This is a genomic window from Barnesiella propionica (assembly GCF_025567045.1).
Lineage (GTDB): Bacteria > Bacteroidota > Bacteroidia > Bacteroidales > Barnesiellaceae > Barnesiella_B > Barnesiella_B propionica.
Genome location: NZ_JAOQJK010000001.1, coordinates 181,380 through 202,717, shown reverse-complemented (window position 1 = coordinate 202,717; position 21,338 = coordinate 181,380). Strand labels below are relative to the sequence as shown.

The 21,338-nt window shown below is 40.8% G+C and carries 15 protein-coding genes; 8 read left to right on the top strand and 7 right to left on the bottom strand.

Annotated elements, in window-relative coordinates:
- Positions 1 to 6 precede the first annotated feature (6 nt).
- Positions 7 to 1,137, bottom strand: a complete 1,131-nt coding sequence (locus tag OCV73_RS00890) for a PCMD domain-containing protein (protein ID WP_147548410.1) — start codon at positions 1,135 to 1,137, stop codon at positions 7 to 9.
- Between the two features lie 590 nt (positions 1,138 to 1,727).
- Between OCV73_RS00890 and OCV73_RS00885 the strand changes: the two genes are divergently transcribed.
- From OCV73_RS00885 to OCV73_RS00875, 3 genes are all read left to right on the top strand, one after another.
- Positions 1,728 to 3,365, top strand: coding sequence for a T9SS type A sorting domain-containing protein (locus tag OCV73_RS00885; protein ID WP_147548409.1), 1,638 nt, complete (start codon positions 1,728 to 1,730; stop codon positions 3,363 to 3,365).
- Positions 3,366 to 3,624: 259 nt separating this feature from the next.
- Positions 3,625 to 4,938: a UDP-glucose dehydrogenase family protein gene (locus OCV73_RS00880; RefSeq protein WP_147548408.1), complete on the top strand. Its 1,314-nt coding sequence runs from the start codon at positions 3,625 to 3,627 to the stop codon at positions 4,936 to 4,938.
- A 375-nt stretch (positions 4,939 to 5,313) separates the two neighbouring features.
- Positions 5,314 to 5,943 carry a DUF4923 family protein gene (locus OCV73_RS00875; protein ID WP_167551184.1) on the top strand — a complete coding sequence of 210 codons (630 nt, stop codon included), beginning with the start codon at positions 5,314 to 5,316 and terminating at the stop codon, positions 5,941 to 5,943.
- An 84-nt stretch (positions 5,944 to 6,027) separates the two neighbouring features.
- Here the strand turns inward: OCV73_RS00875 and OCV73_RS00870 are convergent, their stop codons facing one another.
- On the bottom strand, positions 6,028 to 8,652 hold the full coding sequence (locus OCV73_RS00870; protein ID WP_147548406.1) for a valine--tRNA ligase: 2,625 nt from the start codon (positions 8,650 to 8,652) through the stop codon (positions 6,028 to 6,030).
- 348 nt (positions 8,653 to 9,000) lie between these two features.
- On the opposite strand from OCV73_RS00870, the gene OCV73_RS00865 reads away from it, so the two are divergent.
- The gene (locus OCV73_RS00865) at positions 9,001 to 10,494 is read left to right on the top strand and encodes a glycoside hydrolase family 10 protein (RefSeq protein ID WP_147548405.1); all 1,494 of its coding nucleotides are present in this window, start codon (positions 9,001 to 9,003) and stop codon (positions 10,492 to 10,494) included.
- 54 nt (positions 10,495 to 10,548) lie between these two features.
- Here OCV73_RS00865 and OCV73_RS00860 read toward each other — a convergent pair whose 3' ends face one another.
- The 4 genes from OCV73_RS00860 to ispE form a co-directional block, all read right to left on the bottom strand.
- Entirely contained in the window at positions 10,549 to 11,499 is a 951-nt protein-coding gene (locus OCV73_RS00860) for a tRNA-dihydrouridine synthase family protein (protein WP_147548404.1), read from the bottom strand.
- Between the two features lie 120 nt (positions 11,500 to 11,619).
- Positions 11,620 to 12,777, bottom strand: coding sequence for a molecular chaperone DnaJ (gene dnaJ, locus OCV73_RS00855; RefSeq protein WP_147548403.1), 1,158 nt, complete (start codon positions 12,775 to 12,777; stop codon positions 11,620 to 11,622).
- 13 nt (positions 12,778 to 12,790) lie between these two features.
- Complete coding sequence (locus OCV73_RS00850) at positions 12,791 to 13,405, bottom strand: nucleotide exchange factor GrpE (RefSeq protein ID WP_262512833.1); 615 nt, start codon at positions 13,403 to 13,405, stop codon at positions 12,791 to 12,793.
- 137 nt (positions 13,406 to 13,542) lie between these two features.
- Positions 13,543 to 14,361: a 4-(cytidine 5'-diphospho)-2-C-methyl-D-erythritol kinase gene (gene ispE, locus OCV73_RS00845; RefSeq protein WP_147548705.1), complete on the bottom strand. Its 819-nt coding sequence runs from the start codon at positions 14,359 to 14,361 to the stop codon at positions 13,543 to 13,545.
- Positions 14,362 to 14,714: 353 nt separating this feature from the next.
- Between ispE and OCV73_RS00840 the strand changes: the two genes are divergently transcribed.
- From OCV73_RS00840 to OCV73_RS00825, 4 genes are all read left to right on the top strand, one after another.
- Positions 14,715 to 16,016, top strand: a complete 1,302-nt coding sequence (locus OCV73_RS00840; protein WP_147548402.1) for a histidine-type phosphatase — start codon at positions 14,715 to 14,717, stop codon at positions 16,014 to 16,016.
- A gap of 103 nt (positions 16,017 to 16,119) precedes the next feature.
- A complete protein-coding gene (gene dnaB / locus OCV73_RS00835; RefSeq protein ID WP_147548401.1) occupies positions 16,120 to 17,649 on the top strand; it encodes a replicative DNA helicase in 1,530 nt (509 codons plus the stop codon).
- Between the two features lie 65 nt (positions 17,650 to 17,714).
- Positions 17,715 to 17,855 carry a hypothetical protein gene (locus OCV73_RS00830; protein WP_167551183.1) on the top strand — a complete coding sequence of 47 codons (141 nt, stop codon included), beginning with the start codon at positions 17,715 to 17,717 and terminating at the stop codon, positions 17,853 to 17,855.
- A gap of 466 nt (positions 17,856 to 18,321) precedes the next feature.
- A complete protein-coding gene (locus tag OCV73_RS00825; RefSeq protein ID WP_147548400.1) occupies positions 18,322 to 19,278 on the top strand; it encodes a hypothetical protein in 957 nt (318 codons plus the stop codon).
- Positions 19,279 to 19,356: 78 nt separating this feature from the next.
- Here OCV73_RS00825 and OCV73_RS00820 read toward each other — a convergent pair whose 3' ends face one another.
- The gene (locus OCV73_RS00820; protein ID WP_147548399.1) at positions 19,357 to 21,246 is read right to left on the bottom strand and encodes an AMP-dependent synthetase/ligase; all 1,890 of its coding nucleotides are present in this window, start codon (positions 21,244 to 21,246) and stop codon (positions 19,357 to 19,359) included.
- Positions 21,247 to 21,338 lie beyond the last annotated feature (92 nt).

Genomic DNA, 21,338 nt, shown 5'->3' with positions numbered 1-21,338 from the left:
TAGCGATTATTCGTTTATAATTTTTATATCATCTACGACCAGCCGGCTGCCTGGAGTACCTTCGTAGCGGTCTCCATTGTAACTTGAAGAGAATATGACGGCCAGACTGTATTTTTTTGTTTCGAAATCGATAGATGCGGGCGTATAGCCGTTTCTGTATTCGAAATTGGTTTCGAAATAGGCCATCCCGTCTCCTTTGGATTGTAGACGCTCTTCTTCACTAATACTGGCTACCGATACGATGTGAGGATCGGTAAGGATGTTCGTTCCGTCTAATGTCGTTAGTTTGCTGTCTCGTTCATAAAAAACTGCATATACCGAACATTTATCTTTTTTATTGGGTGAACGGCTGCCGTCCGATTGTATATAATCACCCGCTCCGCTCCGGTATTTGTAATATCCTGCAAATTTTTTCGGCAATTTATAATAGGGCTGACCGAACTTCGTAGCCAGCAACGGATCTTTCATGGCTTCTAATGGAACGAGTCTCCCCGTAAATAACGAACCCGCTACAATAGGAATATACTGTATATTAAAAATAGATCCCGGACCGACTTTGGTGACCATAACAGCCGAACGTTCTCCTCTTATTATTTCCTGCTGGTTCGTGGTGTAATGTACCGGATAATCTTCCTGGTTATCGAATCTCTGATATAGTACGACTCCCCGGTTGCTGGAATCCCACAAAGATATTTTGTTATCCCCGTCGTATTCATAAGGAGTTGCGTAATGGTAATTGGAGTTAATTTCCCAATTTTCGAAATTGTATGTGTCGAGGATTACTTTGGTGAATGTTATCCGGTATGTACGTACATGTTTACGGTCTTGGGAGGTAACCGTATAGACGACGGTTTTACTGAAATTCTGGGGAATATCGGGTGATGGTGAAATTGTAGCCCCTTCGGTAATTTTTATGATAGGGGTCAGTTTCTCATTTGTGAGATCACCTTTTGAATAATATACCAATATGTCGGTGGGTGCTCCGGTAAGGTCGGGGATAATCTGTCCGACGTCTTCTTTAACATCAAAAAATAAAATGTCTGCCTCGGGATTTAAGGGTTCATCCTGTATGCAGGATGAGAATAAAAATAATATTAAAGCCAGAGCAGAAGAGAGACGCAGTAATATTCGTGCCATATAATATTTGTTTTAATACAGTGGGAATCTTGCTTTTTTCCTTAATTACAGGTGTTGAAATGTATCTTTAAAGGTACAGAAGCTTGATGTACGAAAAAACATATATCATATTTCGCCGGTAAAAATAGATAGAATAACCGAACTCTCAAAATGAATGAGATAAAAAAAATCTTGTATCGGGAGTGATATATATTATCGTATGGTTTTTCAATAAGTATTTGCTGTTTGGATTTTATAATCGGGGATCTTTATTATTGTAATCATTCTTTACTTTCGTATTAATATGAAATTTTTATATCTTGTTTTTTATCTGTTTAAAAACGGTTTATTTTTCTCCTATGTAAACATAGGAAATAATAAAAATGTTCTCTTTATGTCTTTGTCGTTTATATGAAACTATCTGGTTTCGGTAATAATAGAATATGGATGGTCGAGGAAATATTTTGAAAATATTAATAATAGGATATCGATTATTAATTTTAGCTATTGTTTATTAGGTATTAAAGGCCGTACTTTGTCCCCAGGTTTGAAATGTATTTATAAAATTAGGATTGAAACGTGATGTTTTGAAAGATTAAAAACAATTGATTATGAAGAAAATTTTTACGTTATTATTTGTTGCGGTCATAATGTCCATGTCCGTAGTATCTGTACAAGCGGCACAAACGGCACGTTTGACCAAACAGCAGGAAAGTGCCTTGCAGGAAGCGCTACCTTATATTTTAAGTCCGTTGAAAGAACAATTAGGCATAGATCTGTTCTCGGCTCCAGCATTGGACGCGCAAGTTATTTCCAGATGCCAGTTGATGAAATCGGTGAAAATGAAGAAAGCGGAAGGAGAAGAACCTCCTATGGTCGATGTCAATCTTATTCCTGACAGTACCGAACTTCTTTATACCGAAGCGAGCGATGATGCCGGGAATGTTATAGGCATGGTCCCGATGATTACGCTGGTCTATGAGAATACTGTACCGGTAACATTACCCGTAAATCCTTTTAATATCAATCTTAATATACCGTCTGCTCTGACTGTAAAGATGATGGGATCTCCTTGGATGAAAATCATGTTCGATGTAGCTACGAATGGAGATGAAGGTGCGGCGGCAGATGCTCCGCTCCTTAAACTGACCGTTTCTTATTCTATTGTAGGTATGGACGATTTTAAATCTGAATTATTAAATCTGACTATTGCTCAGGATGATAACAGCGCATTTGTTTTCAATGTGGATATTAACCAGCAGGACGAGGGAGGAATAGTTGGTCTGTTGGTAGCTATGGTTCCTGCTCTGGAAAATGATTACGGTGTTACCTTGGATATATTTTCTGCTTTATTCGGAGGACCGGTCGTCGCTAATTCTTATGCTGTAATTTCCGATGGTACAAAGGTAAATACGGGAGATGCTTATATAGGTTTGGATTTAATGGGTTTATTGGGAGGTTCGGAAGAATTCCCTCTGTACTATGCAACTCTTGTCGGTTATACAGAAGGAGTAAGTTCTACTTATAATAAGTACTGGTTCTCGATGAATGCAGGCGATACTCAGAATGAAATTACCATGAAAGAGTATAGTCTGAGCTCTAATCCTGTTGTAGCTTCTGCTCCTGTGGATTCCGTATATACGGCCGATTATTTTTTAACTATGTCTGTTCCAGGTATTGCAGAAGCTATAGTCCCTGCAAATGCCGTACGAATGATGATACAGCAATTTGCCGCCAAAGAAGATACGCAATTCAGCCTGAAGACCGAGATTTTACCTGACGGTGCTACGGAACGTATTCAGACTTCGCAAATAGATATAACTACCGAAGTTGCGGAAACGGCTATGGTAGGAAGAGTGTATGTGAAAACATATGAATCGAATGCATTAGCTACGGATATGCTTATAGAAGCGAATCTTCCTATGACGGGGGAAAAACAATTGACCCTCGATATTCTTAATTCCGGCAATTTATTTGCCCGTACGTATATTACATCCAATCTGGCCGAAATAATTGCCGGAGTTGATAATGTAACAAAGAGGGAAGAAATGAAGATAATCAATACCGGAGAAGGCATTACTTTGCGCAATGCAGGAAACGGAACATATACGGTCGTGGCGTTGAATGGAGCCGTTGTAGGAAAAGGTATGATAAGCTCCGTTATTCCTACTGCCAATCTCGAAAAAGGGGTTTATATACTGGTTGTGAACAGTGAGAATGGTTCTAAATCGTTCAAGTTTATAAGGTAATCGTTCGATGATTTTCTTTTGATTAGTAGAGTAACTTTTTTCTAAATATGAATAACCCGGATAGATGTCGTATATCTTATCCGGGTTATTTTTGTGAGCACCTCTACGTCTTTGCGGATCACAGTTAAATTTTTAATATTTTATCTTATCCTTGAGGAAAAATATTTACTTTTGCCGAGTAAAATATTTAAGTGATTATTTTATTGTGTTGTTTAATATATTAAGGTGTCGGTTCCCGATTAATAAGTAAATTTGTATTATGAAAATAATTATTGTTGGCACAGGTTACGTTGGCTTAGTTACAGGTGCTTGTTTTTCTGAAATAGGGGTAGATGTTACATGTGTGGATGTCGACACCCGGAAAATTGAAAATATTAAAAAAGGGATTATTCCTATATATGAACCGGGACTCGAGGAGATGGTGGCCCGTAATTATAAAGCCGGTCGGTTGAGTTTTACGACCGATCTGAAGTCTTGTCTTAATAATGCCAATATCGTTTTTAGTGCGGTAGGTACTCCTCCTGATGAAGACGGAGGAGCCGATTTAAGTTATGTATTGGATGTGGCCCGTACTGTAGGCGCTCATATGAATAAATATATTCTTATGGTAACTAAAAGTACAGTTCCCGTAGGTACGGCTGTAAAAGTGAAAGACGTTATACGGCGGGAGCAAGAAAAAAGAGGAGTAAATATTGATTTCGATGTCGCATCTAATCCCGAGTTTCTGAAAGAGGGCAATGCTATAAATGACTTTATGCGCCCCGACAGGGTGGTGGTCGGAGTGGACTCTCCCCGCGCGGAAAAATTGATGACGCGGTTGTATAAACCGTTTATGATAAACAAGTATCGCCTGATTATTACCGATATACCTTCGGCCGAAATGATTAAGTATGCTGCTAATTCAATGCTGGCTACCCGTATTAGTTTTATGAACGATATAGCTAATTTATGCGAATTGGTAGGGGCGGATGTAAATATGGTAAGAAAAGGGATTGGTTCCGACGAACGGATAGGCAGCCGCTTTCTTTATGCCGGTTGTGGTTATGGAGGTTCGTGCTTTCCGAAAGATGTGAAGGCTCTTATTAAAACAGCCGAAGAACATGGATATGATATGCAGATACTGAAAGCTGTAGAAAGTGTAAACCATAGACAGAAAGAGGTTTTGTTCCAAAAATTGATGAAGGCATTTAACGGGCGGATAGAAGGAAAGACCATTGCGATGTGGGGATTGGCTTTCAAACCGGAGACGGATGATATGCGTGAAGCTCCGGCGCTTATTCTTATAGATAAAATACTCCGGGCCGGAGGGAAAATAAAGGTTTATGATCCTATAGCGATGGATGAATGTCGTCGCAGGGTAGGTGATAAAGTGGAATATGCACGCAGCATATATGAAGCAGCTATAGATGCGGATGCCTTGCTGATCGTTACAGAATGGAAAGAGTTCCGTGTACCTGACTGGATACAGATAAAGAAAACAATGAGTAATCCTTTGATATTGGACGGTAGGAATATCTATGATATAGACGAACTGCAAGAGAATGGATTTGAATATCATTGTATCGGTAGGTAATTTCCATACATAAATAAAATATAAGGTAGGTGTAAAGCAAAGGCAGACTTTCACGCCCGTAGAACGGTAGAAAGTCTGCCTTTTAATGAAAGAAAATATTTCATGAAAATGGTTTAGAATCCGCCCCCGGACAATTCCGGCTGCTCCTCCTTTTACCGAAACGTCCGTAATGGAGGCGGATTGTATACAACATCAGGAAATAAATCCTTTTGTATCATATAACGTCTGGATATTTCCTTTGTTCGTGAGGTAATATTTTTTATGGTTTAATAAGATGTATGTAGGTAATTATGCGGAAAACGTATATGCCGGTAAATTTTATATCTGTAAAAATTGTAATTTTGCTATATATATTTTTTTAATATGACAAGAGAGATGAAAATAGTATTTAATGTAAAGTTTTTATTTATTGTATGTTGCCTGTTTGTCATTTCGTTTTTACCGGCAATGGCCCAGTTTTCTTTAAAAGATTTGCTTAATTCGGGTAGTGTGGACAAAGTTATTAACGGGGTGTTGGGCACTAACAAAGAATTGACAGTGGCAGCCCTGGAAGGAAAATGGCTTTATCAGTCACCGTCCTGTAAATTTAAAAGTGAGGATTTTCTTAAATCAGCAGGCGGTGAGGTCGTAGCATCGCAACTGGAAACCAAGCTGGTTCCTTATTATCAGAAAATAGGTATATCTTCTGGTAATTTCGGTTTTACGTTTAATGCCGACAGTACGTTCGTCATGAATTACGGAAAGACTCCTATCCGGGGAACGGTTGCAAAAGAGAATGATAAATTCGTACTTACGTTTAAGGCAATAGGCGCTATACCCATCGGGCAGCTTCCTGCCGATATAGAAGTGAAAGGCAATACGATGAATATGCTTTTCGATGCCCAAAAATTCGTGAATATATTTAAAATCATTGCTTCCCGTTCACAAAGTACCGCGCTCAAGACAGTTAACTCTTTACTGGATGAATATGAAGGTGTTCTCATGGGAGTGGAAATGAAAAAATAATAAGATGGTTTATTCTTTGTAAATTATAAAAGGAATGGCTGCAATTTTTATTGCAGCCGTTCTCCTTTATAGGATAATATTTCTTTATTTTTTCAATGCAGCGATACTTTCTTCCAACGATTTTATTTTGCTTTCCGCATCGGATCGTTTTTTACGTTCGGTCTCGATAACGGTAGCAGGCGCATTATTTACAAAACGTTCGTTACTTAGCTTTTTGTTTACGGAACCGAGGAATCCCTGTAAATAAGAGAGCTCTGCTTCCAGTTTTTTAATTTCGGCTTCTACATCTATATTATTTCCTAACGGAATAGAATATTCGGTCGTCCCTACGAGGAATGAAGCTGCTGTGGCCTCTTTTTCTTTTACCGGTTCTATAGCGGATAAGTTTGTAAGCTTCATGATCACACAATCGTTAGATTTGTCGTGTTCACCCGTTACTTGCAGTAAAAGCGATTCTTTGTTTGGAATATTTTTTTGTAAACGAACGGTACGTATTCCTGCTATGATTTGTTTGCTTGTTTCGAAACGTTCGGTAATTGCGTTGTCGTATTCCTTAGGTTCAGGCATTCTGGCTACCATGATGCTCTCTCCGGTTTTATGTTCTCCGATGTGTTGCCATAATTCTTCTGTAATAAACGGCATAAACGGATGGAGCAGTTTCAGCAGTGTTTCAAAGAACCCCAGTGTGGCCTGATAACTTTTCGAGTCGATAGGCTGCTGGTATCCCGGTTTTATGAGTTCCAGATACCAGGAGGAAAATTCGTCCCAGAATAATTTGTAAACCGCCATTAATGCTTCGGAGAGTCTGTATTTGCTGAAAAGGTCTTTGACTTCTGCCAGTGTACGGTTCAACTGTGCATCGAACCATTCAATAGCGATGACCGAAGATTCGGGTTGTTTTATTGTCTCGTTTACTTCCCATCCTTTAACAAGCCGGAATGCATTCCATATTTTGTTGTTAAAATTACGCCCTTGTTCGCATAAGGAATCATCATACAAAATATCGTTCCCTGCCGGAGCTGCCAGCATGAGCCCCATACGCACCCCGTCGGCCCCATAAGTTTTAATAAGCTCGAGGGGATCGGGCGAGTTTCCTAATGATTTGGACATTTTGCGTCCCAGTTTATCCCTTACGATTCCTGTAAAATAAACATTGTTAAACGGTTTTACCTGCCGGTATTCATATCCGGCGATAATCATACGCGCTACCCAGAAGAAAATAATATCGGGTGCAGTTACCAGATCGTTCGTAGGATAATAATAGTTTATTTCTTCGTTATCGGGGGCGTTTATACCATTGAATAGGGAGATAGGCCATAACCAGGAAGAAAACCAGGTATCCAGACAATCGTCGTCTTGTCTCAGGTCTTTTATGGTAAGAGTTTTGTCTCCTGTTTTTTCCTGTGCCAGTTTTAGTGCCTCTTCTGCACTTTCGGCTACGACAAATCCGCCTTGGGGAAGGAAATAGGCCGGAATACGATGTCCCCACCATAGCTGTCTCGATATACACCAGTCTTTTACGTTCTCCATCCAGTAACGGTAGATGTTCTTGAATTTTGCCGGGTGGAATTTTATTTCGTCGTTCATGACAGCATCCAGGGCCGGCTTCGATATTTCGGTCATTTTCAGGAACCATTGCATCGAGAGTTTCGGTTCGATGACTACATTGGTACGTTCGGAATAACCGACTTTGTTGTCATAATCTTCTGCTTTTTCCAGCAATCCTGCCGACTGGAGATCCTGGCTGATCTGTTTACGAACGTCGAAACGATCCATCCCGACATATAACTGTCCGGCTTCGCTTATCGTTCCGTTATCGTTAAATATGTCGATGACAGGCAAATTATATTTTTCTCCCAGCATGTAGTCGTTCACATCGTGTGCCGGAGTAACCTTGAGGCATCCTGTACCGAATGCTATGTCCACATATTCATCCATGATGACGGGCACTGCGCGGTTTACCAATGGAACGATAACCTTTTTCCCTTTCAGGAAAGAATATCTTTCATCGTTGGGATTTACACATACGGCCGAGTCTCCCAGAATAGTCTCGGGCCGCGTAGTCGCTACAACGATATATTTGTCTTCGCCTTCGATATAATAACGAAGATAATATAGTTTGCTGTGTTCCTCTTTGTAAATTACTTCCTCGTCTGAAAGGGCGGTCAGGGCCTTAGGATCCCAGTTCACCATGCGTACTCCGCGGTAAATAAGCCCTTTGTTATACAAGTCGGTGAATACTTTTATAACGCTTTCCGAACGTTCTTCATCCATAGTAAAGGCTGTGCGGTCCCAGTCACAGGAGGCGCCCAGTTTACGTAATTGTTTCAGGATAATTCCCCCGTGTTCTTCTTTCCATTCCCAGGCGTGTTTCAGGAATTCTTCCCGCGTAAGGTCGCTTTTTTTGATTCCTTTTGCTGCCAGTTTATTTACTACCTTGGCTTCGGTGGCTATCGAAGCGTGGTCGGTTCCCGGTACCCAGCATGCATTTTTGCCTTCCATTCTGGCACGGCGTATCAGTATATCCTGTATAGTGTTATTTAGCATGTGTCCCATGTGCAACACTCCGGTGACGTTGGGCGGAGGTATAACGATCGTATAAGGTTCTCTACCGTCGGGCTTAGATTTGAATAATCCGTTTTCCAGCCAGTAGCTATACCATTTTTCCTCTACATCGGCGGGATTGTACTTTGTGGCAAGTTCGTTCATATTATTATTTCCTTGATTTGTTCTATCTGTTTCTATAAGTCTTTAAAAAGTAGTCGCAAAGATATAAAATTTCCGTTATCGTGAGGCGAAGATATTTAAAAAAAGGAGGTATGAGTTACATGCGATAATCGAATTAATTTATCAGGTAAATCTGCTTCGGAATTTTTATACATCAGGTTTCAAAATTTATATATACGGCTGAAAGGTCTGGAAAGATATAAAATGTAGCAAAGATTCTTTTTTTGCCAAAAAAACTAAAACGACGTTAGCCTTATGGAAAAATGAAATTAATTGTTTATTTTTGTCTGTATTAATCAAAAAAAGTGTTACCAAAATAAATTAATCCTTATGTCTGTACGTATTATTCCATTATTGTTATGCTGTTTAAGTGTATTGACTTCTATGGCTCAGCAGCACCCCAAACGCGAATTCAGGGGAGCTTGGTTACATACTGTTTCCCAGGGACAGTATAAAGAGATGAATCCGGAGCAAACCCGGGCTTATCTGGTAGATCAACTGAACAAACTGGAAAGAGCCGGAATTAATGCCGTTCTTTTTCAGGTACGTCCGCAAGCGGATGCATTCTATATTTCGGAACTGGAACCCTGGAGCCGTTTTGTAACGGGTACGGCAGGCCAGGCTCCTACTCCCCTTTGGGATCCTCTGGCTTTTATGATTGAAGAATGTCATAAACGAAATATGGAATTGCATGCGTGGTTAAATCCTTATCGCGTAACCACGTCCAATAACGAAGTGCTGCCTCCTAATCATGTATTTTATAAACATCCGGAATGGTTCGTTACATATGACGGCAAGAAATATTTCGATCCGGGGTTGCCGCAGTGCCGTGATTTTATTGTAAAGGTAGTGAACGATATTGTTACCCGCTATGATGTGGATGCTATTCATATGGATGATTATTTTTATCCTTATCCCAAACCCGGTGTACCGTTTCCCGATGAAGCCAGTTATGCACGTTATGGTAACGGCATGACCCTGGGTGACTGGAGACGTGATAATGTAAATAAACTGATAGAGGGTATTCATGAAGATATCGTGAAGACTAAACCGTGGGTACGTTTCGGTATCAGCCCCTTTGGTATTTACCGTAATGAAAGGAATATGCCTGGCGGAAGTAAAACCAACGGTCTGGAAAACTATGGCGATTTGTATGCCGATGTTCTTTTGTGGACACAAAAAGGATGGGTGGATTATATGCTGCCTCAATTATACTGGACTCTGGAGCATAAGGTCGCCAGTTCCGAGGTTCTTATTTATTGGTGGAACGAGAATACGAACGGCCGTCATATGTATGTGGGACAGGATGTAGGCCGTACGATGGATACCCCCGATCTGATGGAAGGTTCTAACCAGTTGGCTCATAAGATACAATTAAGTCGTTATCTGGATAATATACATGGTAACTGCATGTGGCCGGGATATTCGGTAACGAGGAATTATAAAGGGATAGCCGATGAGCTGGCAAATAACTATCATTCCAAACCGGCATTGATACCGGCATATACGTTTATCGATAATAAAGCACCCGATGAGGTGAAGAGCCTGAAAGCCAAATGGACGGAATACGGGTATATGCTGAGCTGGAAGGGTAAAAATACCAAAGATGAAATGCAAAAGCCTGTTTATTATTGCATTTATCGCTTTGCCGAAGGTGAACCTATCGATCTGAGCAGGGGAGATGCGTTAGTAACGACTACGCGTAATACGGCTTATAAGCTGCCTTATGAAAAGGGAAACAAGTCTTATGTGTATGTAGTGACGGCTGTTGACCGTTGTCACAATGAAAGTGTAAAAGGAAAGAATGTCAAAGTGAAACTTTGATTTTTCTCAGGATATAAAAAAGGAACGGCCGGAAATTTTCCGGCCGTTCCTTTTTTATATATCTTCCGAAAATAACTCTCTGACGGCTTGTAAATAATTCTCTGTCCGTGCCGATTTTTTTATACGTTTTGCCGCTTTTTTATCAAAATTTTCTGCAGGGTATTCCCAAAAAACTTTCATATGCGCAAGCAGTTGATGTTCTCCTCCTTCAAAGGTCTGTTCCAGTTTTGTATAGACCGAATGATGTAAATCGTATATTCTTTTTTTATATTCGTTTAGGGAAAGTTTTTTTCCGGTACGGTATTCCAGTGCAAGAGCGGGATTGAGGAGGAGTCCTCGTCCTATCATAACGCCGGATAATTTAGGAAAACTTGCTTGTAATGCTTGTATGTCGCTTATTTTCAATATATCGCCGTTATAGATAAGCGGTTTACTGCATAGTTTGTAAAAGGTGCGGAAGGCTTCTCTGTCCGGTATGCCTTTATATTGCTGGTATCCTAATCGCGGATGCAGGGTAATATGGGATAAGGGCAGCTCATTGAGTACCGGCAGCAGTTCCAGGCTTTCCTTTTGTTCTGTGAGACCGGAACGCATTTTTACCGAAAATGATATTTCGGGAAATTCCAAAACAGTACGTAACAGATTTTCTGCTTCCTGTGTATAAGGTAATATACCCGAACCTTTATGTTTGCGTGTAAGAAGGGGAAAAGGGCAGCCCATATTAATATCGGCACGGGTATATCCCATATCGGATAGCAAATGAGCGATACGTCGTAATTCGTCCGGGGTTGAAGCTATGAGTTGCGGAATAAGTTTTTCGGTCGGGTTATTTTCTGGTGATACGTCTTTTATATCTTTATGCCGGATTTCATTATGCTCTATCCTGATAAAAGGTGAATAATAATAGTCTACGCTTCCGAACGTTTTTTCATGTGCATTCCTGTATGCAGCCTGTGTATAACCTTGTAAAGGTGCGAAATGTATAGAGAGTAAAGGTGCTGACATCGTTTTGTTTTTATGGTGTCAAATATAATTATAATCAGGGGTAAACAGAACCGTATTAAAAGAAAAACAGCCTTTATTCATTAAGAGATAAAGGCTGTCAGTCTATAATCGTATTGCGGTTTACTCGAACATATGTCTTAATTTGCTGAATATACGGTTTTTAACCGATAAAGAGGGGGTGAAATTACCGGAATTTCTAAACCCTTCGATTGTTTTTTTCTCATCGGCAGACAGATTTTCCGGTACATATACCGTAACGTTTACCAGCAGATCCCCTACGCCATATCGGTTAACGGAAGGCAAACCTTTTCCTCTTAATCTGAGTACTTTCCCCGGCTGTGTACCTGCTTCTATTTTTACTTTCGCTTTTCCGTCTATGGTAGGCACTTCTACCGATCCTCCGAGTGCGGCGGTGGTAAAGTCGAGCATCAGGTTATATATCAGGTCGTTTTCATCCCGAATCAGATCCGGATGTTTTTCTTCCTCGATCACCACCAACAGGTCGCCGTTGATTCCCCCGTGACGGGCAGCATTGCCTTTACCGCTCATAGTAAGTTGCATACCTTCGGCTACCCCGGCTGGAATATTCAAAGTAATGACTTCTTCTTCCCTTCTTATGCCCTCTCCGTTGCAATGAGGACATTTTTTAGTAATAATACGTCCTTCTCCGTTACAGGTGGGACAGGTCGTAGTCGTTTGCATAGGACCCAGGAAACTTTGTTGTACCCGGGTGACTACTCCGGAACCGTTACAGGTAGTACAGGTAGTATAGGCTGTCCCGTTTTCCGCTCCTGTTCCTTTACAATAAGAGCAGCTTACGTATTTGGGCACTTTTATTTTTTTTTCTACTCCGGTCGCAATTTCTTTAAGGGTCAGTTTTACTTTAACCCGCAGGTCCGATCCCCGGTTTACATGTTGACGACGGCCTCCGCCGGAACTACCTCCGAATCCGCTGAAACCTCCGAATCCTCCACCGAAGATGTCACCGAAATGTGAGAATATATCTTCCATGGACATACCGCCTGCACCGAAACCTCCTCCGCCTGCGGCTCCTCCTACACCCTGGTGACCGAATTGGTCGTAGCGGCTTCTTTTATCAGGGTCGCTCAATACTTCGTAGGCTTCGGCCGCCTCTTTGAATTTTTCTTCGGCTTCTTTGTCTCCGGGATTTTTGTCGGGGTGATATTGAATGGCTTTTTTACGATATGCTTTTTTTATTTCATCAGCGGACGCATTTTTTGCGACCTCCAGCACTTCATAATAGTCTCTTTTTTCCATCGTCATTTTTTAATTATTGTCCTACAACTACTTTGGCAAAGCGTATTACTTTGTCGTTTAAGGTGTAACCTTTCTGTACACAGTCCATTACTTTACCTTTTTGTTCAGGATCTTCTACAGGATACATCGTTACGGCTTCGTGGAATTCCGTATTGAACTCCTCGTCTTTTGTCGGAATCTCTTTTACCCCGTTATGGTCGAGGTATTTTTTAAATTTGTTATATATCAGGGTCATGCCTTCTTTAACGGCTTCAACGTCGGTGCTTTCACCGATGGCCAGTAATCCGCGTTCGAAGTCGTCGACAATAGGAAGAATATTCCTCATACATTGTTCGCCGCCGCTTTTCAGTAAATCGGCTTTTTCTCTCAACGTACGTTTACGAAAATTGTCGAATTCGGCCATGAGCCGCAAATAATCGTTCTTTTGCTTTTCATTGTCGGCTTTCAATTCATCAAGGGCTGCTGTCAGTTTGGCAGTGTCGTCTTTTTCTTCCGGGGTATTTTCTACACCCTCTTCGGTTGTTTCTTTTGTGGCCGTATCGTCTGTAGCGGAAGCAGAAGTTTTTTGCTCTTTTTCTGAATACTTTTCTTTGGTTTCGCTCATAATTTTATCTTTCCTTTTTTTCATGCTTAAATCCTTTCATCCGTACCTTACTGACAAGATACATTTTATAATTAACAAAAATATTGCCAGAATTATATAACCTGCTCTTTTGTCATTTAAAACGATTTTTTGTCAGCCATTGTTCGTTAAGTAAGAAGGATTTAAATTTCACAAATACCGTCCCAGACTAAATGGCCGGGAAATAATTTCTTAATATTTTTTTTCTCACGGAATAAGCCGTAAACAGCAGAACCGGAGCCTGACATCGATGCATAGTCGGCTCCTTCGTTATAAAGGGTTTCTTTTATTTTTTTTATATCGGGGTGAGCGGTAAATACGCTGGATTCAAAATCGTTTACGAGTTCTGCTTTCCATTCCGTTACCGGTTTATTGATAATATCCGGAATTCTTAATGTTGGTTTTGTCGGTTTTACTTTTGCATATGCTTCTGCCGTAGGAACGGCTACAGGAGGTTTTACCAATATGATGTGATAGCCTTTTAAAGAAACATTTACGGGAGTGAATATATCACCGATTCCTTCTGCCATCAGCGGATGGTTGTAAATAAAAAACGGACAATCTGCTCCCAGCGAAGAGGCCGATTCGCATAGTTCATCGTCCGATATGGGTAATTTAAAAAATGTCCTTAGCATGTTCAGCATATATGCTGCGTCGGCCGACCCTCCACCCAGTCCGGCTCCGAACGGAATAGCTTTATGTAAATAAATATCCAGGGGAGGAAGATCGAAGCGGCTTTGGAAAGAACGATATGCCTGCATGATCAGGTTTTTTTCAGGATCGCCATCTATTTTTATGCCGCTTATATGCAGTTCCGTTTTCCCGCTGCGGGAAGGAACTATTTCCAGTGCGTCGCGTAACGGAATGGGATAAAATACAGTTTCAATGTCATGATAACCGTCCGGACGCTTAGCCACGATGTTCAAACCCAGATTGATCTTTGCATTAGGAAACGTGATCATAGCCGATATATAATTATTGTGTTCGTTTCTGTTTGCGAAAGTACGCATTCTGTTCTATACATACAACTTTAAATCTTAAATATTGGGAAAGATGGGGGATAGGCGAATTAAAAAATATTATTCTGTCAAGTGCTATTTATTAGGAATTAATGGAGATATAAAAACAAGAAGAACATCTTTCCTGAATTTTCCGGATACGGTTTGTAATTGTTCCCCTTATTTGTTGATAATAAAATCGATAAAGGATTTCTTCTGAATAGATATATTTATTTATTTCTGATTTTTTTAATTCCCCGATTCAAATAATTTATGCTATATTTACCATTCAAATTTAATAATTAACAGGATATCTGATGAATAGACGTTTTTTTTTCGGGGGAATATGTTCGCTATTATTTGCACTTCCCCTGTATGCGGTAAATGATATACGCGAGTTCTTTAAGAGCAGTGATAATTATAAGGCCGGACCTTCGGCTGTATATTATTTCGGAGATACTATAAACACTCCTGCTCCGAAAGGATATAAACCATTCCATATAGAGCTTATGTCCCGCCATGGTTCCAGGACTCATCATTCCGGTAAACCTGTAATTAATTTATGGAAAACATTGTCCCGAGCCGATTCTATGGGTATTCTGACCCCGGAAGGCAAGCGTTTGAAAAACCGCATGGATACTATTTATAATTTGATGAATCACCGTTGGGGAGACCTTACCCCTTTAGGATCGGAACAACACAGAGGTATTGCTTCAAGAATGTATCATCGTTTTCCCGATGTTTTTTCGAATGAGAACGGGCCGGTACGGTTGGAAGCTCAGTCAACGGTTGTCCCGAGATCTATGGGAAGCATGGGGGCTTTTGTTACAGAATTGAAAGGGCTGGTTCCCTCTGCCGATTTTTTTATGGATCCCAGTCACTCCCATGATAATGCGTTGCGTTGTTTTGAGAGTCCGGAGTATGATGAGTATATGAAAAATGGTTCTTGGAAAAAACAGATGGATTCTTTTACCGAACGTCATGTACCTTATGAGCGGTTGATGAAAGAGTTGTTCGCGGGCGATTATCGTAAACTTATTGCAAATCCGCGCACTTTTGTTACCGATCTGTATTCTTTGGCTATCATACTTCCTAATACCGATTATGGTTTGTCGCTTTACGAGTGGTTTACCGAAGATGAAACATACGAAATATGGTCTACGATAAATTTTTCTCAATATATACGGAAGGGAAATTCCGCTCCTGGGAAAGGGCTTCCTGTGGCTATTGCCCGCCCGATATTACAGGATATGCTTAATACCGCCCAGAATGCGGTCGAGGGTAAAGGGGCTACGGCCAACCTGCGTTTTGCCCATGGCGAGAATACTATTCCTCTGGCGGCAATGCTGGGTATTAAAAATGCGGCTGTGACGGAACCCGATCCGGAGAAAGTTGCCGAAGTATGGCAGGATTTTACATACAATCCTATGGCTGCGAATATACAATGGATATTGTATAAGAATAAAGACGGAAAAGTACTTGTAAAAGTCCTTTTCAATGAAGAAGAAGTAAAATTGCCTATAGGTGCCGAAAAAGGCCCGTATTATGATTGGGATGCTTTCAGGTCTTATTGCGAGAAAGCGATGGCCGCCTATCCGTCTATTTCTCCTGTTCTGTAGATTTATAGGGGGTGCTCCTGTAAAATGTCATAATATGACGTAAGGAAATTTTGTGGAAACTAAAAGTTTCCTTACGTTTGTACTCCCAAATTTTCTCATCACTATGGAACAGAAACGAAATTACCGGCAACAAAATAAAAGCTATGTACCCAAGACTTCGGAAATGGGCCGGTTGCAGCCGCAGGACCGGGAACTGGAAGAAGCCGTACTTGGGGCGCTTATGCTCGAAAAAGACGCATATACGATTGTCTGTGATATTCTGAAGCCTCAGTGTTTTTACGAACCTACTCATCAACTGATATATCAGGCTATTGTGGATCTGGCATCCAGACAAAGACCTATAGATATGCTTACTGTGACCGAGCAGCTCAGGCTGAACGGGACGCTGGATGAAGTAGGGGGAGCCATCGTTATATCGGAGTTGACGGGACGCGTAACGTCGGCTGCTCATATAGAATACCATGCCCGGATCATTGCACAAAAGTTCCTGGCGCGGGAACTGATAAGTTTTTCCAGCGAGATACAGTCTAAAGCTTTTGACGAAACTATCGACGTGGACGATCTTATGCAGGAAGCAGAGGGGAAATTATTTGAAATATCCCAGCGTAACCTGAAAAAGGATGTTACACAGATAGATCCGGTGATAAATGAAGCTATTGAACTGATACAGATTGCCGCAAACAGGAAAGACGGTCTTAGCGGTCTGGAAACAGGCTTTCATGATCTGGACCGGATGACGTCCGGTTGGCAAAATTCCGATTTGATCATTATCGCAGCGCGTCCGGCTATGGGAAAAACGGCATTCGTTTTATCCATGGCGAAGAATATGGCGGTAAGTTATAATACGCCTATTGCGGTGTTTTCTCTGGAAATGTCCAATGTCCAACTGGTAAACCGCCTTATTATCAATACCTGTGAGATTCCGGGTGAAAAGATAAAGAGCGGGCAGCTTGACACGGGAGAGTGGGAGCAGCTTATGACTCGTATCAAATATCTGTTCGACGCCCCTATCTATATTGACGATACGCCCAGTCTGTCGGTTTTCGAATTACGGACGAAAGCCCGTCGTTTAGTGCGTGAGCACCATATCAAGATGATCATTATCGACTACCTCCAGTTAATGAACGCGAGCGGAATGTCTTTCGGCAGCCGTGAACAGGAGGTGAGTACTATATCCCGTTCGTTAAAGCAATTAGCTAAAGAATTGAATATTCCTATTATCGCACTTTCTCAGTTGAACCGTAGTGTAGAGAGCCGGGGAGAAGGGAAGCGGCCCCAGTTGGCCGACTTGCGCGAATCCGGTGCGATAGAACAGGATGCCGATATGGTATGTTTTATTCACCGTCCCGAGTATTATACCAAATCCAGTGAAGACGGAAACGGGATGGATATACGCGGACTGGCGGAAATTATTATTGCCAAGCATCGTAGTGGTGCGACCGGCGATGTCAAACTGAAATTCCGTTCCGAACTGGCCCGGTTCCAGAACTGGGATGAGGATCGTCAGCTTTATTCTTCTTTTGAATCGAAAATGAATACCGAAGAAGTCGGTAATGGGTCTCAATCTAATCCTTTCCTGGGAAAAACCGAAGATTTCCTGAACAATAATAATACGAAAGACGTTCCTTTCTGAGAGTCTTATTCCGGCTCTTCTCCTCCTGCAATAGTGCCGGTGAGAAATATAAGAACTTTTGTCGTATGAAAAAGAAAAAAGTATGGATGATAGCAGGTGCGGTCATACTGGCTTTACTGCTTTTCTATTGGTTGTTTATGGCTACCCTCATAAATTCCGATGACAATGAAGTGGTAACGCCTACCGAGTTAAACACGGCCGAATAAATAATAATAACATGCTTTATTAAGAATATTTCTGTTCAGGATACTCATGATAGCATGTTATTTTATTATATGCATACGGAGATAAAAGAATATTGTGATAAAATAAGTTAAATATAATAATAACGTAAACAATTAACCTGCTTGCTTGTTTTATTAATACAAGCGAGGTTCAAAAGGGCCTCTTGAACGACAAAGAGTTGTCATACAACAGAAGAAAACAGTAAGAAAAGACTTTATATTCTTGTTTTTTGTGTGTTTCATTGGTATTATTATCCTTGTTTATTCTTAGTAATAAACATTATCCTCTTTCTTGTTTTTGATATATTTCAAGTTGGGAACGGCCACATCGGGAGATGCGGCCGTTTTCATTTATGTATTTTACTTGTACGATAAAAACAAATCATTTGTGTAATTATGTATAATAATGATTAGTTTTGTAATAATATTAATCATATAAAGATGTACAATGAAGATACACAGATTAGTTCTCCTGCTGACTTTGTCATTTTCCCTGTTTAATTTGGATGCCCAGATCTTTGAAAAAGATTCCGTTGTTCAGGTCGTTGCGTACTGGTCTCTGGGAGAATCGCATACGTATAAGTATGAAAAGAATATTTATACTATTCAGGGAGAAGATACACTTGCCTGGAAAAAGAATAAATTCGATTATATAGTAACGGTTACAGATTCTACGGACGGGTCGTATACATTGAAATGCCAGTATAAAAATGTTGAAAGGACGTCGAGTAATCCATTGGATAACCGAATGGATAGTTGGGTTAATGATAGTTTAATGAATACGGTTATTATCAAAACGGATGAAAACGGGGCTTTTCAATCTCTCGAAAATCTGGAAGAAGTGGAGAAGGATGCTATTAAAATAGCAGAAATTATGACCGATAGTATGTGGAATATGTTGCCGGATAGTACGAAAAATGTAATGTCTTACGAAAAATTAAGAGAAACGATGGCTTTGATTTCCGATAAAAAAACACTTCTCCCGGGGGTAACGGAAGAGATATCTATGTTATTGTTTTATCATGGCGGGAGATATGATATGACCGACACTTATTCTATGGAAGAGGAATATCCAAATTATTTTGGTAAGGATCCGTTACCCGGGAAGAAAGAATTTTGGGTAGATGATTACGATACTGAAGATGGCGTCATCGAGATGCAGTCTTATGGTTTTATAGATGCGGATAATGCAATAAGAAGTTATTTTTCTGCATTAAAGAATATGGTTACCGAAGAAATACCTCCCATACCATCGGAAGAAATTCCGGTTATTACAGGAGAAGACAATATGAGTGTATGGATTAATGTTGATTATGGCTGGACCTTATACCTGATAATGGAACGGCTGTTCGTTGTGGGAAACAGAAAAAATGTAGTGGATATTTCTTTGGAGTTAGTGGAATAACGTTTGTATAGAATAAGGCTCCCGGTAGTATTCACAAGAATGTTCACCGGGAGTATTTGTCGGAAGAGGGATAACCTTTTATTTTAGCGAAAGATAATTTTGTTCGTTGAAAACATCTTTACCTTCCGGGGTGTACAAATAGGCTATTCTGTCGGCATATACCGATTCTACTTTTCCCCGTACTATTTTCATAGTACTGTTAACCATCTGGTTCTGTTCCGTAAAAGGTTCCGGCAGAATAGCAAAGGAGGCAGGCAACCAGCGTTCGGGAAATTGTCCGGCACAACTCCCTCCTTTGCGGAAATCGTTAAGCGTGTTCAATATGCGCTGAACAGCTTCTTTTTTGCCATCAGTACTTTCCCATTTTGCATGGACTTTTCGTTTCAGGTTATCTTTGTTCGGTACGATCAAAGCAGTAGTGTAGGAAGACTGGTTATTATATAATATGATTTGGTCTATGTAAGGCGAATGAGATACGATTGCTTCTTCTATGCCTTCGGGACTGTATTTTTCTCCGTCGCTGCCGATAAGCAAACTTTTGAATCGGCCCAGAACCACGAGGAAATTATCTTTATCCATATAACCCATGTCTCCGGTGTACAACCATCCGTCTTTTACGGTTTCAGCAGTAGCCGTATCGTTTTTCCAGTATCCGGCCATAACGTTTTCTCCTTTAACCACGATCTCTCCTTTCTCGCCGGGTGCGAGTTCGTGTCCGTCTGCATCCAGTATCTTAATTTCCAGAGGGCTGACAAGAGAACCGGATGTACCGAACTTGTGCCGGGATGGGGAGTTGGACGAAAGTACGGGAGTCGCTTCGGACAGTCCGTATCCCTGATACATAGGAATGCCTATAGCATAATAGAAATCCTGTAAGTCTTTATCTAAAAGAGCACCGCCTCCGATAAAAAATTTCAATTCTCCACCCATTCCGTCCCGTACTTTAGTAAAAAGGATTTTATCGAACAGAGCTAAAAGAGGCTTTAACATGAATGTCCATCCGCTGCCTTTGCTCCATCCGTCTTTATTGTAGATGTAAGAACATTTCAATGCGAAATTAAAAAGCCGTTCCACGCTTTTCCCTTGTTTACGGATATTGGTTTCTATAGATTTTCTGAAATTCTTTGCCAGTGCCGGGACCGATAAAATGAGATGGGGCTTTATCTCCTGAATATTTACGGGTATGTTCTTTAATGTATCAATACCCGATTTTCCCACTTGTACGGTTGCTACTTGCGCACCCTTGGACATAAAGATATAAAAGCCTACGACATGGGCGAAGCAATGATCCAGGGGCAGGATGATGAGAGTCCGGTAGTCCGGAGTAATATCGACCAGCGTGAGCGATTGTTCAACGTTGGCGGTATAGTTACGATGTGTCAGGACTATGCCTTTAGGATCGGCTGTAGTACCTGATGTATAGGTTATAGTGGCCGGTGTATCATTTGTAATGGACCGGCTTATTTCGAAAAAATCGTTTTTGTGGTTTTCCAGATAATTATCTCCTGCTTTATAGACTTGTTGCAGTGATATTTCCCGTTCTTCCAGTGGGACCTCGTCCATTACTATGATTTTTTGTATATCGGGTAATTGTGCTTTTATCTTGCGTAGTTTGGGCAATTGATTGGCCGATATCATAATAAAACGGGAGTCCGAATGAATAAGGCGAAAAAGTAAGTCGTTGCTTTCTTCCAGTTTGATAGATAAGGGGATGTTTACAGCTCCGGCATAGAACATAGCCAGTTCTCCTATGATCCAGGCATTTCTTCCTTCCGATAATAAAGCGATATGATCTCCCGGTTTTACTCCCAAAGAAACAAGTCCGGCTCCTAACCTGTAAACCGCTTGGCGGGTCTCTTCATAGGAAGTATGGGTCCACACTTTTCCTGTTTTTTCCATCAGGAAGGTATTTGAAGCGTATGTTTTTACGGATTCTTCAAAAAGATCTATTAAGGTCTGTTTTTTCATATAAGAAAGAGTTAGGCCGGCAAAGATATAAAAGTTTTATGATAATGTGAAAATCCTTTTTTTAGTATAGAATGTCGTTTTGGAAGCAAAAC